At 69.0% G+C, this 14,228-nt stretch carries 11 protein-coding genes; 3 read left to right on the top strand and 8 right to left on the bottom strand.

Annotated features, from left to right (window positions below):
• Nucleotides 1-26: 26 nt before the first annotated feature.
• Nucleotides 27-584: a TetR/AcrR family transcriptional regulator gene (locus tag B7K23_RS05505; RefSeq protein WP_159451319.1), complete on the bottom strand. Its 558-nt coding sequence runs from the start codon at nt 582-584 to the stop codon at nt 27-29.
• Nucleotides 585-693: 109 nt separating this feature from the next.
• Between B7K23_RS05505 and B7K23_RS05500 the strand changes: the two genes are divergently transcribed.
• Both B7K23_RS05500 and B7K23_RS05495 read left to right on the top strand, forming a co-directional pair.
• A complete protein-coding gene (locus B7K23_RS05500; protein WP_084125362.1) occupies nt 694-3,075 on the top strand; it encodes a glycoside hydrolase family 3 C-terminal domain-containing protein in 2,382 nt (793 codons plus the stop codon).
• A 53-nt stretch (nt 3,076-3,128) separates the two neighbouring features.
• Entirely contained in the window at nt 3,129-3,749 is a 621-nt protein-coding gene (locus B7K23_RS05495) for an SIMPL domain-containing protein (protein WP_084125361.1), read from the top strand.
• A gap of 494 nt (nt 3,750-4,243) precedes the next feature.
• On the opposite strand, the gene B7K23_RS05490 is transcribed toward B7K23_RS05495, so the two are convergent.
• The 7 genes from B7K23_RS05490 to B7K23_RS05460 all read right to left on the bottom strand — a co-directional run bounded on the left by B7K23_RS05490 (nt 4,244) and on the right by B7K23_RS05460 (nt 12,727).
• Complete coding sequence (locus B7K23_RS05490; protein WP_084125360.1) at nt 4,244-4,732, bottom strand: carbonic anhydrase; 489 nt, start codon at nt 4,730-4,732, stop codon at nt 4,244-4,246.
• A gap of 392 nt (nt 4,733-5,124) precedes the next feature.
• Entirely contained in the window at nt 5,125-6,354 is a 1,230-nt protein-coding gene (gene mmsB / locus B7K23_RS05485; protein WP_084125359.1) for a multiple monosaccharide ABC transporter permease, read from the bottom strand.
• Entirely contained in the window at nt 6,355-7,926 is a 1,572-nt protein-coding gene (gene mmsA, locus B7K23_RS05480) for a multiple monosaccharide ABC transporter ATP-binding protein (RefSeq protein WP_084125358.1), read from the bottom strand.
• A gap of 109 nt (nt 7,927-8,035) precedes the next feature.
• Nucleotides 8,036-9,208, bottom strand: coding sequence for a multiple monosaccharide ABC transporter substrate-binding protein (gene chvE / locus B7K23_RS05475; protein ID WP_084125357.1), 1,173 nt, complete (start codon nt 9,206-9,208; stop codon nt 8,036-8,038).
• 161 nt (nt 9,209-9,369) lie between these two features.
• Complete coding sequence (araA, locus tag B7K23_RS05470) at nt 9,370-10,875, bottom strand: L-arabinose isomerase (RefSeq protein WP_084125356.1); 1,506 nt, start codon at nt 10,873-10,875, stop codon at nt 9,370-9,372.
• Entirely contained in the window at nt 10,872-11,585 is a 714-nt protein-coding gene (locus B7K23_RS05465) for an L-ribulose-5-phosphate 4-epimerase (RefSeq protein WP_084125355.1), read from the bottom strand. Before B7K23_RS05465 ends, araA begins: the two co-directional genes overlap by 4 nt.
• Nucleotides 11,586-11,710: 125 nt before the next feature.
• Nucleotides 11,711-12,727, bottom strand: a complete 1,017-nt coding sequence (locus tag B7K23_RS05460) for a LacI family DNA-binding transcriptional regulator (protein ID WP_084125354.1) — start codon at nt 12,725-12,727, stop codon at nt 11,711-11,713.
• 235 nt (nt 12,728-12,962) lie between these two features.
• Between B7K23_RS05460 and galK the strand changes: the two genes are divergently transcribed.
• On the top strand, nt 12,963-14,141 hold the full coding sequence (galK, locus tag B7K23_RS05455; RefSeq protein WP_084126182.1) for a galactokinase: 1,179 nt from the start codon (nt 12,963-12,965) through the stop codon (nt 14,139-14,141).
• Nucleotides 14,142-14,228: the final 87 nt, after the last annotated feature.

The following is a 14,228-nucleotide window of genomic DNA, read 5'->3' as shown; positions in this document are numbered from 1 at the left end:
TGGTCAGGCGCCCCAGGAGAGCCCGGTCATTCGGCGGGCGACAGGAGCGCGTCGGCCATGGCGGCCCACTGGCCGCGAAGGTCGAACGAAGGGTCGGCGAGGAACTGGAGCTGGAGGCCGTCGATCGCCGCCATGCAGCGACGCGCGAGCCCCCCGGCATCGGGAATCCGGTCGCCGAACAGCGCGGTGAAGTGCTCGGCCTCGCGGGCGTACCGATGGACGAACCACGCGTGGCCGGGATGGGCCGGGTCGATCGCGTCGGCCTGGACCGCGGCGAACAGCCGCGCCGCCTCGGGGCGCGCGAGGATGCCCTCGATCATCTCGTCGAAGATCGCGCGCGGCGTGATCCGTCCCGCGAGCCTGGCCTCGCCCTCGACCTCGTCGCGCTGATCGCGCCGCTCGACGACGGCGACGAGCAGGTGATCGAGCGTCGGGAAATGGTGCATGAGGCCCGGCGCCGTCATGTCGCACGCGCGTGCCACGGCGCGCAGCGTGAGGCCGCGGTGACCGTCGGAGTCGAGGATCTGCATCGCGGTGTCGAGGATGCGCGCGCGGCGCACCTCGGGCGTCAGCCGTTCGCCCATGCCCACCTCCCCGCTCACCGCAGGCGGCCGCCCGCGGATGACCCTGGCGTTATCTAACAATGTCAGATAGCGTGGCCGCAACCCAGAGACGACCCGCAGAAGGAATGCGATGACCCACCTCGACCGCGCGCGTGAGATCGTCGCGCAGCTCACGACCGACCAGAAGATCGACCTGCTCTCGGGCGCCGACTTCTGGACCACCGTGGCCATGCCGGAGCACGGCATCCCCGCGGCCTCCCTCTCCGACGGCCCGCACGGGCTGCGCCACCAGGGCGCGGATGCGGACCACGTCGGGATCGGCTCGTCCGACCCCTCGACCTGCTTCCCCACCGCCTCGGCCCTCGGTGCGACATGGGATCCCGCGCTCGCGTCGGAGATCGGAGCGGCGCTCGGCCGCGAGGCGAGCAGCCTCGGCGTCGACGTGATCCTGGGCCCGGGACTCAACATCAAGCGGCACCCCGCGGGCGGCCGCAGCTTCGAGTACCTGTCGGAGGACCCGCTGGTCTCCGGCCGCATGGCCGCGGCGCTCGTGAACGGCATCCAGTCGGAGGGCGTCGGCGCGTGCCTCAAGCACTTCGCCGCGAACAGCCAGGAGCGCGACCGCATGCGCGCCGACTCCGTCGTGGACGAGCGCACGCTGCGCGAGATCTACCTCACGGGCTTCGAGATCGCGGTCAAGGAGTCGAGCCCCTGGACCGTGATGTGCGCGTACAACAAGGTCAACGGCACCCACGCGAGCCAGCACCGCCGCCTGCTCACGGACATCCTGCGCGACGAGTGGGGCTTCGACGGCCTCGTGATGTCGGACTGGTACGCCGTGGCCGACCGTGCGGCGGGAGTCCACGCGGGACTCGACCTCGAGATGCCCGGATCGAAGGGCACGTGGGACGGCCAGGTCCGGCGCGCGCTCGCCGCGGGCACGCTCGCGATGGACGACGTGGACCTCGCCGCGTCGCGCGTCGTCGCCCTCGCGCTGCGGGCGCAGGAGGAGCGGAAGAGCCACGAGGACGGCGCCGCCGTGGATCTCGACGCGCACCACGCGCTCGCGCGCAGGGCCGCGTCCGCGGGATCCGTGCTGCTGCGCAACGACGGTGTGCTGCCGCTCGCCGCCGACCGCTCGATCGCGCTCATCGGCGGCTTCGCGACCGCGCCGCGCTATCAGGGCGCCGGCTCGTCACAGGTGAACCCCACGCGCGTCGACACGGCCTACGGCGCGCTGCACGAGCGTCTCGGCGACGACTTCGCCTACGCGGAGGGCTACGACGTGAAGACCGGCGAGACGGACGACGCGAGGATCGCCGAGGCGCGCCGCGTCGCATCGTCCGCGGACACCGCCGTGCTCATGATCGGCCTGCCCGACTCGTACGAGGCCGAGGGCTACGACCGCGAGCACCTCCGCCTGCCCGAGGGTCACACGCGCCTGCTCGAGGAGGTCCTGGACGCCAACCCGGACACCGTCGTGGTCCTCGCGACCGGCGCGCCCGTCGAGCTGCCATGGGCCGGCCGGACCCGTGCCGTGCTCCTCTCCTACCTCGGCGGACAGGCGTCGGGATCCGCGCTGGTCGACGTGCTCTTCGGCGACGTCGAGCCGACCGGCCGACTTGCGGAGTCCTTCCCCGTGCTGGGCGCCGACCTGCCGTCGCGCGCGACGTTCTCCACTCACCCCACCCAGGCCCTGTACCGGGAGAACCTCTACGTCGGCTACCGCTTCCATGACTCGTGGGGCGTGCCCGCGCGCTTCGCGTTCGGCCATGGACTCGGGTATACGACATTCGACGTGAGCAACGCCAAGACAGCCGGCCGCGGAGCCAAGCGCACCGTGACGGTCGACGTGACGAACACCGGGGAGCGCGCCGGCACGACCGTCGTCCAGGTGTACGTGCACGACGTCGCGTCCTCCGTGCCTCGCCCCGAGCAGGAGCTCGGCGCGTGGAGCAAGGTGACGCTCGAGCCCGGAGAGACCGGTTCGGTGGCCCTGCCTCTCGACGAGCGGGCCTTCTCGTTCTACGACGTCGAGTCGGCCTCGTGGGTCGTCGAGGCCGGCGAGTTCGAGCTGCGCGTTGGACTCTCCTCGGTCGACATCCGCGCGACGGCGACCGTGCGCGTCACCTCGGGCGGAGACGCGACTGCGGTGCCCGCTCCCGCGGGGCCCGCGGCGACCGACGCGGAGCTGTCGACGCTGCTCGGCCACCCCCTGCCGACCCCCGAGCCCACACTCCCCTTCGACCGCGAGACGACCGTGCGGGAGCTGAAGGCGAGCGGACTCGGCCACGTGCTGCGCACCGTGGTCAAGAGGGCGAGCGAGAAGGAGATGGGCGCGTCGATCGACGAGGACCCTGTGGCGCTGGGCTTCTACGAGTCGACGCCGATGCGGGTGCTCGCGATGGGCTCGGATGGCAAGATCTCGCTCGCGACCATCGACCGCATCATCGACGCGCTGAACCTCACCTCCGCGAAGGTCCGGAAGCAGCGCCGCGCGCAACGCTCCTGATACCTGGCTCGCTACGACGAGCGAGGCCGCGGCTACCGACTTAGGCTGGCGGTATGACCGACCCGCAGGCCACCGTCACCGTGACCGGGCGCGGGCAGGCGTGCGCGGCGGCGGACTCCGCGACCGTGCGGCTGTCGTGCCACGCCGAGAGGCATACCGTCGCGGACGCGGTCGCCGACGCGAATGCCGCGGTGCGGCTCGTCCGGGCGGCCGTCTCCCAGCTCGGCGTGGGCGCGGACCGCTCTGCGACCGCGGGGGTGCAGATCAGCGCGGTCGAGGGACGCGGCAGGGTCGGGCAGGACAACGCGATCGTCGGCTACTCCGCGACGCATCGGCTCGCGCTCGAGGTCGGGGATCTGCAGCGCCTGGGAGAGATCCTCGCGGCGGCCGTCGCCGCCGCGGGCGACTCGGCGCGACTCGACGGCGTGATGCTGTCGCTCGCGGACCCCGGCGAGCTGCGAGGCCGCGCGAGGGACGACGCATGGTCGGACGCGGTGCGCTCGGGGACCCAGCTCGCGGAGAGGTCAGGGCGAAGGCTCGGGGCCGTCGTGCGGATCGCGGAGGAGCCAGACGGGCCGATCGGTCGCCCCGCGCTGCAGGCGGCGAAAATGCCGGTGGAGCCGGGCGGCGTGGAGGCCCTGTCGCTGGTGACGGTGACGTGGGAGCTCGCCTGACGCATCGTCCCTAATTCTCAGCCCCGACCTGGCGACCGAGCCCGGCGATGTGGGCCCCTCAGCGTGCCCACATCGCCGGCCGGATCGGTGAGGAGCGGACCCCCGGGGCTCCGGAAGGAGGGGGGATGGTTGCCCCGGGGGTCCGCATCACTGGGTGCGCCGAGACACGCCATCGAACTGCCTCGGAGCGTGTCGAAGGTGCTCCCAAGCGCGGCGTAGGCGCGAAGGGGGGGTCTGTTGCCCGCCAGCTGCCTGGGAGATCCTCCGACAGGGCGATCAGATCGCCCACGAACAACATTATCCTTTTTGATAACGCATGGGTGGGACGGAGGTCCCTCTCAGTGAACTCTGAGAATCGGGGCCCTGGGAGGCTCCGCGCCGCCCCTCCTACGCCCCCGTGTGCGCTGTGAGCACATGGGTGCGGAGGGACGCACAATCTGAGCACTCCTGTGCTCATGGGACGTGGCGGCGGCCCGCGCCGGAGACCCCTCCGGCTACAGGACCTCGCGCAGCTGGCCCGTGTGCACGTCGAAGACGAAGCCGCGCACCTGCGTGGTGTCGACCAGGAAGGGGCTGCGGCGGATGCGCTCCATCGACTGGCGGAGGTCGGCGTCGAGGTCCACGAAGCTCTCGGGGGTCCAGCTCGGCTTGAGGCCGGTCTCCTGGAGCAGCTGGTTGCGCAGCTCGTCGTCCGTGAACGTGAGCGCGCCGCAGTCGGTGTGGTGGATGAGGATGATCTCGCGCGTGCCGAGCTTGCGCTGCGAGATCGTGAGCGAGCGGATCATGTCGTCGGTGACGACGCCGCCGGCGTTACGCATGATGTGCGCGTCACCGATCTCGAGCCCCAGCAGCGCGAAGATGTCGAGGCGCGAGTCCATGCAGGACACGACGGCGAGCTGACGCTTCGGCGCGAGCGGCCGGTCCGGCGCGTAGTCCGCGGCGTAGGCCTTGTTGTTTTCCAGCAGCTCGTCGGTGATTCCCATCGGACCCTCCCGGTCTCGTCGTGCGCGCGCAGGCGCACCTCTCTTGGCTCAGCGTAGGTGACGGCGACCGCATCCCGCCTCGCGTGCGGTCGCGGCCTGCGCGGGCCGCAAGCGGCGTGGGGAAGTGACGGACGAGATCGCCTCACCCACTGAAACCCCGGGTCGCGTCGCGTATTCCCGGCGACGGTCCGTCGCCTTCCCGACACGGGGACGATGCGGGGGCCCGGACGATGCCGCGGCGAGACCGCGCGGGGGGACAGTGCGGGTGGAGGGACGATGCGCGGGCGGGGATGGGGACGATGCCGCAGCCGGGCGGTCGGGAGGCCCCGGAACGCCGCGAGGGGCCCCGCGGAATCCGCGGGGCCCCTCGGGGCTGTTGCCAAGACCTCTGCTTAGCGCGACGCTCCCGCGCGGCGCTTGTTGTAGACGTCGAAGGCGACCGCGAGCAGCAGCACGAGACCCTTGACGATGTTCTGCAGGTACTGGTCGTAGCCGAGCAGCTGCATGCCGTTGGTCATCGTGGCCATGATCAGACCACCGACGATCGCGCCGGTGACCTTGCCGACACCACCGGTGACGGCGGCTCCACCGATGAACGACGCGGCGATCGCGTCGAGCTCGAACATGTTTCCGGCTCCAGGCTGGGCACCGTTGGAGCGGGCACCGAACAGGACGCCCGCCACACCGGCGAGGAAGCCCATGTTCAGCATGATGCCGAAGTTGACCCACTTGACCTTCACACCGGACAGGGTCGCGGCGGTGAGGTTTCCACCGATCGCGTAGACGTTGCGACCGAACACGGTGCGGGTCGTGACGAGCGTGTACACGATCACCAGGACGGTGAGGATGATCAGCACGTTCGGCAGACCGCGGTTGTTCGCGAGCAGCCACGACAGCCACATGACGACCGCGGCGACCACGACGAGCTTGACGATGAACAGCGGCATCGCGGACACGTGCTGGTTGTACCTGATCGCGGCAGCGCGGCCACGGAACTGGGTGAAGATGTAGGCCGCGACCGCGATCGCGAACACGACGATCGTGAAGACGTCGAACCCGTTGCCGCCCAACAGCCCGTTCTGGAAGCCCGTGCCGATCTGCGTGTACTCCTTGGGGAACGGGGAGAGCGAGATGTTCTCGAGCGTCAGGTACGTCGCGCCTCGGAACATGAGCATGCCCGCGAGCGTCGTGATGAACGCCGGGATGCCGACGAAGGCGACCCAGAACCCCTGCCAGGCTCCCACGAGGATGCCGACAGCGATCGCCGCGATGACGCCCACCCACCAGGGCATGCCCTGCTTGATGACGAGCACCGCGGAGACCGCTCCGGCGAACGCCACGACCGATCCGACGGACAGGTCGATGTGACCGCCGATGATGACGATCACCATGCCGATGGCGAGCACCAGGATGTACGAGTACTGCAGGATGATGTTGGTGACGTTCTGGCCCGTGAGCAGGGTGCCCTCGGTCAGCCACGTGAACAGGAGGACGATCGCGACGAAGGCGATGAAGATGCCGGACTGGCGGATGTTAGTGGTGAATACCGCGCGGATCGAGGCGCCGATGGACTCGGTGCCCTCGTCGGCCCCCGGCTTCTTTGCCGTTGCAGTGGTGGACATTTACTTGCCTTCCCCAGCGGAGGCAGCGGCCTTCGCAGTTCGTTCTTGAGTCATGAGCTTCATGAGCGCCTCGGGGTTCGCGTCATCGATGGGCAGCTGGCCCGTGATGCGCCCGAAGGCGAGGGTGAAGATGCGGTCGCATGTGCCGAGGAGCTCGGGGAGCTCGGACGAGATGATCACCACGGCCTTGCCCTCAGCGGCGAGCTTGTTGATGATCGTGTAGATCTCGTACTTGGCGCCGACGTCGATGCCACGCGTCGGCTCGTCGAGGATCACGACGTCCGCGTCCGTGTACATCCACTTGGACAGCACGACCTTCTGCTGGTTTCCACCCGAGAGGTTGCCCGCCTTCTGCAGGACCGACGGCGTCTTGATGTTCATCGCGACGCGGTAGTCCTGGGCGACCTTCAGCTCCTCGTTGGTGTCGATCCAGCCATTCTTGGTCAGCTTGTGGATGCCGGCCGAGGAGATGTTGTGGCGGATGTCGTCGATGAGGTTGAGGCCGTAGCGCTTGCGGTCCTCGGTCGCGTAGGCGATGCCGTTCTCGATGCACTCGGCGACGGACCTGGTGTGGATCTCCTTGCCGCTCTTGAAGACCTTGCCCGTCGCGTGACGGCCGTAGGTGCGGCCGAAGACGCTCATGGCCATCTCCGTGCGACCCGCGCCCATCAGGCCGGCGATGCCCACGACCTCGCCCGCCTTCACGTCGAACGACGCGTCCTCGATCACGAGGCGGCCCGGCTGGGTCGGGTGATGAACGGTCCAGTTCTCGACGCGGAACAGCTCCTCGCCGATGCTGCGGCCCGTCTTGGGCGGATAGCGGTTCTCGAGCTCGCGGCCGACCATGCCGCGGATGATGCGGTCCTGGGTCGACTCGGGCTCGGCCATGTCGAGGGTCTCGATCGTCTGGCCGTCACGGATGATCGTGGTGGTGTCGGCGACGTACTCGATCTCGTTCAGCTTGTGCGAGATCATGATCGAGGTGATGCCCCGCTCGTCGCGCAGGCGCTTCATCAGATCGAGCAGGTGCTGCGAGTCCGAGTCGTTCAGCGCCGCGGTCGGCTCGTCGAGGATGAGCAGGGACACGTCCTTGGACAGCGCCTTCGCGATCTCGATGAGCTGCTGCTTGCCGACTCCGAGCTGGCCGACGGGGGTCGTCGGGTTCTCGTCGAGGCCGACCTGGTGCATGAGCTCGACGGCCTGCGTGTTGGCGTCGTTCCAGTCGATGAGGCCGAAGCGGCCCTTGCGCTCGTTGCCCAGGAAGATGTTCTCGGCCACCGTGAGCTGGGGCACGAGCGCGAGCTCCTGGTGGATGATCACGACTCCCGCGTGCTCGGAGTCCTTGATCGAGTTGAAGCGGGCCTCATTGCCCTGGTAGATGATCTTGCCATCGTAAGTGCCGTACGGGTACACACCCGAGAGCACCTTCATGAGCGTGGACTTGCCGGCGCCGTTCTCGCCGCAGATCGCGTGGATCTCGCCCTTCGCGACCCGGAGCTCGACGTCCTCCAACGCCTTCACTCCGGGGAACGTCTTGGTGATGGTGTGCATCTCGAGGATGTTCTCAGCCATCGTTCCTCTCCATTGACGTGATGACTTGGTCCCCCCGGGGGCTCGTGGCGCCGACCACCAGCGGAAGCCGGCGCCACGAGCGTGGGGTTGTGCGTGTAGGGGGTATCGCTTACTCGGCGACGCCGGAAGCGACCTCCTCCTCGGTCCAGTAGCCGCTGTCGACCAGCAGGGACTGGATGTTGTCCGCGTAGACGATGTCCGACTCGAGCAGGTACGAGGGAACGACCTTCACGCCGTTGTCGTAGGTCTCGGTGTCGTTCGCCTCAGGCTCCCCACCGGCAAGGATCGACTCCGCCGCGGTGACCGCCTGGGCGGCGAGCTTGCGGGTGTCCTTGAAGATGGTGGAGAACTGGACGTCGTCCGCGATCAGCTTGACGGAGGCGATCTCCGCGTCCTGGCCGGTCACGATCGGGAAGCCGTCAGCGGTCGTGCCCGAGTAGCCACCGTTCTGGAGCGCGGTGATGATGCCTCGCGACAGACCGTCGTACGGCGACAGCACGCCGTCGACCTCGGTGCCACCGGTGTAGGTGGAGGTCAGCAGGTCCTCCATGCGCTTCTGCGCGGTCTCCTGCTGCCAGCGCAGGATGGCGACCGTGTCGAAGTCCGTCTGACCCGAGGCCACGTTGAGCACGCCCGAGTCGATGTAGGGCTGGAGGACCTCCATCGCGCCGTTGAAGAAGAATCCGGCGTTGTTGTCGTCGGGCGAACCGGCGAACAGCTCGATGTTGAACGGACCCTCCTCACCGGTCTCGTTGCCGTCGCGGTCAAGGATGCCGAGACCCACGAGCAGCGAGGTCGCCTGCTGGATGCCGACCGTGTAGTTGTCGAACGTCACGTAGAAGTCGACGGCGTCGGTGTCGTTGATGAGACGGTCGTACGCGATGACCGGGATGCCCGCCGCGGCGGCACCCTCAAGCTGCGACGCGAGGGCGGTGCCGTCGATCGCAGCGACGATCAGCAGGTCGGCGCCGTTGGTGACCATCTGGTCGATCTGCTGGGACTGCGTGTTGATGTCGTCGTTGCCGAACTGGAGGTCGACCTCGTAGCCGAGCTCCTCGAGCTGGGACTGGACGGCCTCGCCGTCAGCGATCCAGCGCTCCGAGGTCTGCGTCGGCATCGCGACGCCCACTCGGTAGTCGGTGGTCTCCATCGTGTCGTCGCTCGACCCGGTGTCCGAGCTTGCGTCGTCCGACGACGATCCGGCTCCCCCGCCGCTGCACGCTGCGAGGGTCAGAGCCATCGCCGCACCAGCAGCCGCAGCATAGAACTGCTTCGCCTTCATATCTCCTCCTTGAGATCCACCCTGCGCCACTCTGCGCAGGAACGGTGGTACTGCCATTGTGTTCGCGTTCACATTCGGCGGTCAACCCCGGTCAGGTCACGATCGCGTAACTAAGAATCGCGGTCGCCGATACCGGGGTGACTAGCCGTTTACCAGGTAATTCAGTTCGCGAAGACCTTGGCGTTGAGCGCCAGGTCCCTGGTGAAGGACTCGATGGTCGTGTCCTCCGTGATCGTGGCCAGCTCGACCCCCGTCATGCGTGCGAAGTCCTTCCAGCACGCGAGGCTCGTCTGGTTCGACATGACCGTGTGGTGCGCCGCGCCGGCCTCGAGCCAGCACGTCGTCGCGGTCGCGAAGTCGGGGCGCGAACGCCAGACCGCGCGACCCACGGGAAGGTTCGGCATGGGCTCGGGAAGGTCGACGTTGTCGACCTCCGCGGCCACGAGGCGGAAGCGGTTGCGCACGTCCGACATCGCGACGACCACGGCCGGGCCGGGGTCGGCAGTGAAGACCAGGCGGACCGGGTCGTCCTTGCCACCGATGCCGAGCGGGTGCACCTCAAGGCTGGCCTTCTTGGAGGACAGCGACGGGCTCACCTCGAGCATGTGGGCGCCGAGCGACAGCTCCTCGCCCACTGCCAGGTGGTACGTGTAGTCCTCCATGAGGCTCGCGCCACCGGGCTTGCCTGCGCCCATCACCGCGGCGATATGCACGAGCATCGCGGTCTTCCAGTCGCCCTCGGCGCCGAAGCCGTAGCCGTCGGCCATGAGGCGCTGCACCGCGAGGCCGGGGAGCTGCTTGAGCTCGCCCAGGTCCTCGAAGGTGTCGGTGAAGGCGGAGAAGCCACCCTCCTCGAGGAACGAGCGCAGACCGATCTCGACGGCCGCGCCGTAGCGGAGCGACTCGTGCTTCTCGGCGCCCGGCTTGAGCGAGTCGACCACGTCGTACAGGTCAAGGTACTCGGCGACGAGCGCGTCGATCTGCTCGTCCGTGGCGGCGTTCACACGCTCCACGAGCTCGTTGACGCCCCACGTGTTGATCTGGGTGCCGAACACGGTCTCGGCCTCGGTCTTGTCGCCCTCGGTGACGCCCACGAAGCGCATGTTGTCGCCGAAGCGCGCGACCTTCATGTTGTAGGCGGCGGCGCGGCCGGCGCACGCGCGGGTCCACTCGCCGATGCGGGCGGAGACCTCGGGGTTCGAGGCGTGGCCCACGACGGTCGTGCGCGGGATCGCGAGACGCGACTCGATGTAGCCGAACTCGCGGTCGCCGTGCGCGGCCTGGTTCAGGTTCATGAAGTCGAAGTCGATCGTGTCCCACGGGAGCTCGACGTTGGCCTGCGTGTGCAGGTGCAGCATCGGCTTCTGGAGCGCGTTGAGGCCCGAGATCCACATCTTCGACGGGGAGAAGGTGTGCATCCACGTGATGATGCCGATGACCTTGGGGTCGGCGTTCGCGGCCATGATGGTGTCGAGGATCTCGTCGCGGCTCTTCACGACGGGCTTCCACACGACGGTCGCGGGCACGTCGCCCGACTCCTTCAGGAGGTCGACGACGCCCTGCGACTGCGTCGCGACCTGCTCAAGGACCTCGGGGCCGTAGAGGGTCTGGGATCCGGTGAGGAACCAGACCTCGTACTCGGCGAGATTCGGGACGATCGAGGTCATGCCATGCCTCCCTGAGGCTTCTGTCCGTAGACGTTCTGGTAGCGGTCAAAGAGGGCGTCGATCTTGTCCTGGGGGATCGGGACGAGGTCGCCGCCCTGCTTCGCGATGTGGGTGGTGCGAGCCACGTCCTCGCACATGACGGCGGCCTTGACCGCATCCTTGGCGTCCTTGCCGATGGTGAACACGCCGTGGTTGGCCATGAGCACCGCGCGGGACCGGTGGCCGTCGAGCGTCGCGACGATGCCGCGGCCGATCGAGTCGTCGCCGATGATCGCGAACGGGCCCACGGGGATCTCTCCGCCGAACTCGTCGGCCATGCCCGTGATGTGGCACGGGATCGCCTCATTACGTGCCGCCCAGGCGGTCGCGTAGGTCGAGTGCGTGTGGACGACGCCGCCGACGTGCGGCATGTTCCGGTACACGTACGCGTGCGCGGCGGTGTCCGAGCTCGGCGAGCGGTCCGAGCCGAGCGTGCCGGGGATGACGTTGCCGTCGAGGTCGCAGACGACCATGTTCTCGGGTGCGAGGTCCGGGTACATGACGCCGGACGGCTTGATCACGAACAGGTCGTGTCCGGGCACTCGACCCGAGACGTTGCCGCCGGTCCAGATGACCAGCTCGTACTCGGGGAGAAGTGCGTGCAGGTCGCTGACCTGCTTCCTGAGGTCGGCGACCGCCGCCTCGATGGCAGCGATGTCGTACTCGCTCATGGGATGGCCTCCTTGCCTTCTGGGGTAGATGATAACGCTAACATTCGGGGCCTGTGCGAGGGACCGAGGTCCCGGTTGCAGGAACTACTCCCGCAGGGGCGCTCGGCCACCAGGACGACGGTAGTTCACCACGAGCGTTTCCGCTCACCCGGTGGTCCTACGGAGTCGCGCGCGATCAGCTCGGGCATGAGCGGCTCGACGACGGGCGGCTCCTCGCCGTCGAGGGCCGCGGTGAGCAGCGAGACGGCCAGGCTGCCGACGCCTCTGAAGTCCTGCCGCACGGTGGTCAGTGGCGGAAGCGTGTGCGCCGCCTCCGGGATGTCGTCGAAGCCGACCACGCTCAGGTCATCGGGCACCCACCTGCCGCCGACGTAGGCCGCGTGGATGACGCCGATGGCCATCTGGTCGTTGGCGCAGAACACCGCGGTGGCACGGGGGTCGAGCCGCAGGTAGGCGTCGAAGCCCGACTGCGGACTCCAGTCGCCCTCGAGGATCGGGAGCCGCGCGAGCGAGTGCTGCGCCATGAAGCGCGAGTAGGCGTCGGACCGCAGCTGGGCCTCGGTCGAGTCGAGCGGGCCGCGCACGTGCTGGATCGCGGTGTGACCCGCGTCGAGAAGCGCCTGCATCGCGAGCTCGGCGCCCTTGGCCTGGTCGGTGCACACCGACCAGCGGCCACGCTCCGCGCCCGTGAGCAGGTACGCGGTGGGCACCTCGGTGCCCATGCGATCGTGCACCTCGAGCACGGACCGCGTCGGCGCCATGATCACGAGCGCCTCGGCCGCGCGGCCGTAGAGGAACTCGAGGGCGCTCTCGACGGACTCGGGCAGGCCCGAGGTGGTCGTGATGAGCGGCTGCAGGCCGGCCTCGCGCACCGCATGCTCCACGCCGTACAGCCCCGAGGTCGCGCCATACGTCGGGTTGTCGGGGGCGAGCACTCCGACGACGCCCGTGCGGCCGGTCGCGAGCGAGCGCGCCGCGAGGTTGCGCCGGTAGCCGAGCCGATCGATCGCTGCGAGCACCCGTTCGCGCGTCTCCGGACGGATTCCTTCAAAGCCGTTGAGCACGCGAGACACCGTCTGGTGGGACACGCCAGCCATGGCGGCGACGTCGTGCATGCTCGGACCGCGGGCTCCTCGGCCCATCGCCACCTCCTTGGGACGAGTGGGGGCTGCGCCGTGCAGCCCACGCGTCCTGCCAGCGGTTTCGTGCGAGAACCTCGTTCACGCGACACTGCGCGAGCGGGGACCAAGTACCCTCGTAACGGAGCCAACCTGGCTGGACGATGTTCACGGTAACATCCGATCGTCCAAGTTGGACACCGTGTGGGGTGAGACCGTCACCCAATCGAGACATCGACTTGTGAACGAGGCACGCATCATGGGCAACGACGCTCCTGCAACCGACCTGACGACCGAGGCCGCGGCCGCTCTGACCGCGCTCACGGGCGGTGCGCCGGACGGCGTCTGGTCGGCCCCCGGCCGCGTCAACCTGATCGGTGAGCACACGGACTACAACGACGGCTTCGTCCTCCCCTTCGGCATCGAGCAGCGCACCTGGTGCGCGCTGTCCCACCGCGACGACCGCATCGTCCGCGTGTACTCGACCTTCTCCGGCGAGGCCCGCGAGGTGTCTCTCGACGGGATCGAGGACGCCACGTTCGACGGCTGGAGCGCGTACGTCTTCGGCGTGGTCTGGGCGCTCACCGAGCGCGGGGTCGACCTCTCCTCCGTGAAGGGCGTGGACCTCGCGATCGCATCGAACGTGCCGTCGGGCGCGGGACTGTCCTCCTCGGCCGCGATCGAGTGCTCGGTCGCGACCGCGCTCAACGAGGAGTGGGACCTGGGACTCGACTCGGCCGCGCTCGCCAAGGTGTGCCAGCGCGCGGAGAACGTCGCGGTCGGCGCGCCGACGGGAATCCTCGACCAGACCGCCTCGCTGCGCGCGCTCGAGGGCTTCGCCGTCTTCCTTGACTGCGAGAGCCTCGAGTCGGAGGTCATCCCGCTGCCGCTCGCGGACGAGGGCCTCACGGTGCTCGTGATGAACACCCACGTCGAGCACGCGCACGCCACCGGCGGCTACGGCGAGCGTCGCGCGGCCTGCGAGCGCGGCGCCGAGGTCATGGGCGTGAGCACCCTGCGCGGCCTCACCGTCGACGACCTCCCCAAGGCCCAGGAGCTGCTCGACGACGTGACGTTCCGCCGCGTCAAGCACGTCGTCACCGAGAACGAGCGCGTGCTCGAGACGGTCAAGGTCCTGCGCTCCGAGGGTGCGCGCGCGATCGGCGACCTGCTGCTCGCCTCGCACGCCTCGATGCGGGACGACTTCGAGATCTCCGTGCCCGAGCTGGACCTCGCGGTCGAGACCGCGATGCAGCACGGCGCGATCGGCGCCCGCATGACCGGCGGCGGCTTCGGCGGCTCCGCGATCGCGGTGATCCCCGTCGAGCGCCGCGACGAGGCGGCCGAGGCGGTCCTCACCGCGTTCGCCGCCGCCGGCTACACGACGCCCACTGTCTTCACCGAGAAGCCGTCGCAGGGCCCTCGCCGCGACGCCTAGGCGCAACCCGGCCGGGGGATACCGGCATCGCCCCCGCCCGTCCGTCTAGGCTGGCTCCGGCTGGGGCACGCGGCGAGGCCGCGCCCA

Origin of the sequence: Demequina sp. NBRC 110054 (genome assembly GCF_002090115.1) — a bacterium.
Taxonomy (GTDB): Bacteria; Actinomycetota; Actinomycetes; order Actinomycetales; family Demequinaceae; genus Demequina.
The sequence above is the reverse complement of the archived record's forward strand: the minus strand, read 5'-3'. Positions and strand labels throughout refer to the sequence as shown.

Excerpts from the sequence above, each read along its gene's own strand:
- B7K23_RS05505 (WP_159451319.1), bottom strand. The coding sequence starts at position 584 with ATGGGCGAACGGCTGACGCCCGAGGTGCGCCGCGCGCGCATCCTCGAC.
- B7K23_RS05460 (WP_084125354.1), bottom strand. The coding sequence starts at position 12,727 with ATGGGCCGAGGAGCCCGCGGTCCGAGCATGCACGACGTCGCCGCCATG.
- B7K23_RS05495 (WP_084125361.1), top strand. The coding sequence starts at position 3,129 with ATGACCGACCCGCAGGCCACCGTCACCGTGACCGGGCGCGGGCAGGCG.
- B7K23_RS05500 (WP_084125362.1), top strand. The coding sequence starts at position 694 with ATGACCCACCTCGACCGCGCGCGTGAGATCGTCGCGCAGCTCACGACC.
- mmsA (WP_084125358.1), bottom strand. The coding sequence starts at position 7,926 with ATGGCTGAGAACATCCTCGAGATGCACACCATCACCAAGACGTTCCCC.
- B7K23_RS05490 (WP_084125360.1), bottom strand. The coding sequence starts at position 4,732 with ATGGGAATCACCGACGAGCTGCTGGAAAACAACAAGGCCTACGCCGCG.
- mmsB (WP_084125359.1), bottom strand. The coding sequence starts at position 6,354 with ATGTCCACCACTGCAACGGCAAAGAAGCCGGGGGCCGACGAGGGCACC.
- chvE (WP_084125357.1), bottom strand. The coding sequence starts at position 9,208 with ATGAAGGCGAAGCAGTTCTATGCTGCGGCTGCTGGTGCGGCGATGGCT.
- galK (WP_084126182.1), top strand. The coding sequence starts at position 12,963 with ATGGGCAACGACGCTCCTGCAACCGACCTGACGACCGAGGCCGCGGCC.
- araA (WP_084125356.1), bottom strand. The coding sequence starts at position 10,875 with ATGACCTCGATCGTCCCGAATCTCGCCGAGTACGAGGTCTGGTTCCTC.
- B7K23_RS05465 (WP_084125355.1), bottom strand. The coding sequence starts at position 11,585 with ATGAGCGAGTACGACATCGCTGCCATCGAGGCGGCGGTCGCCGACCTC.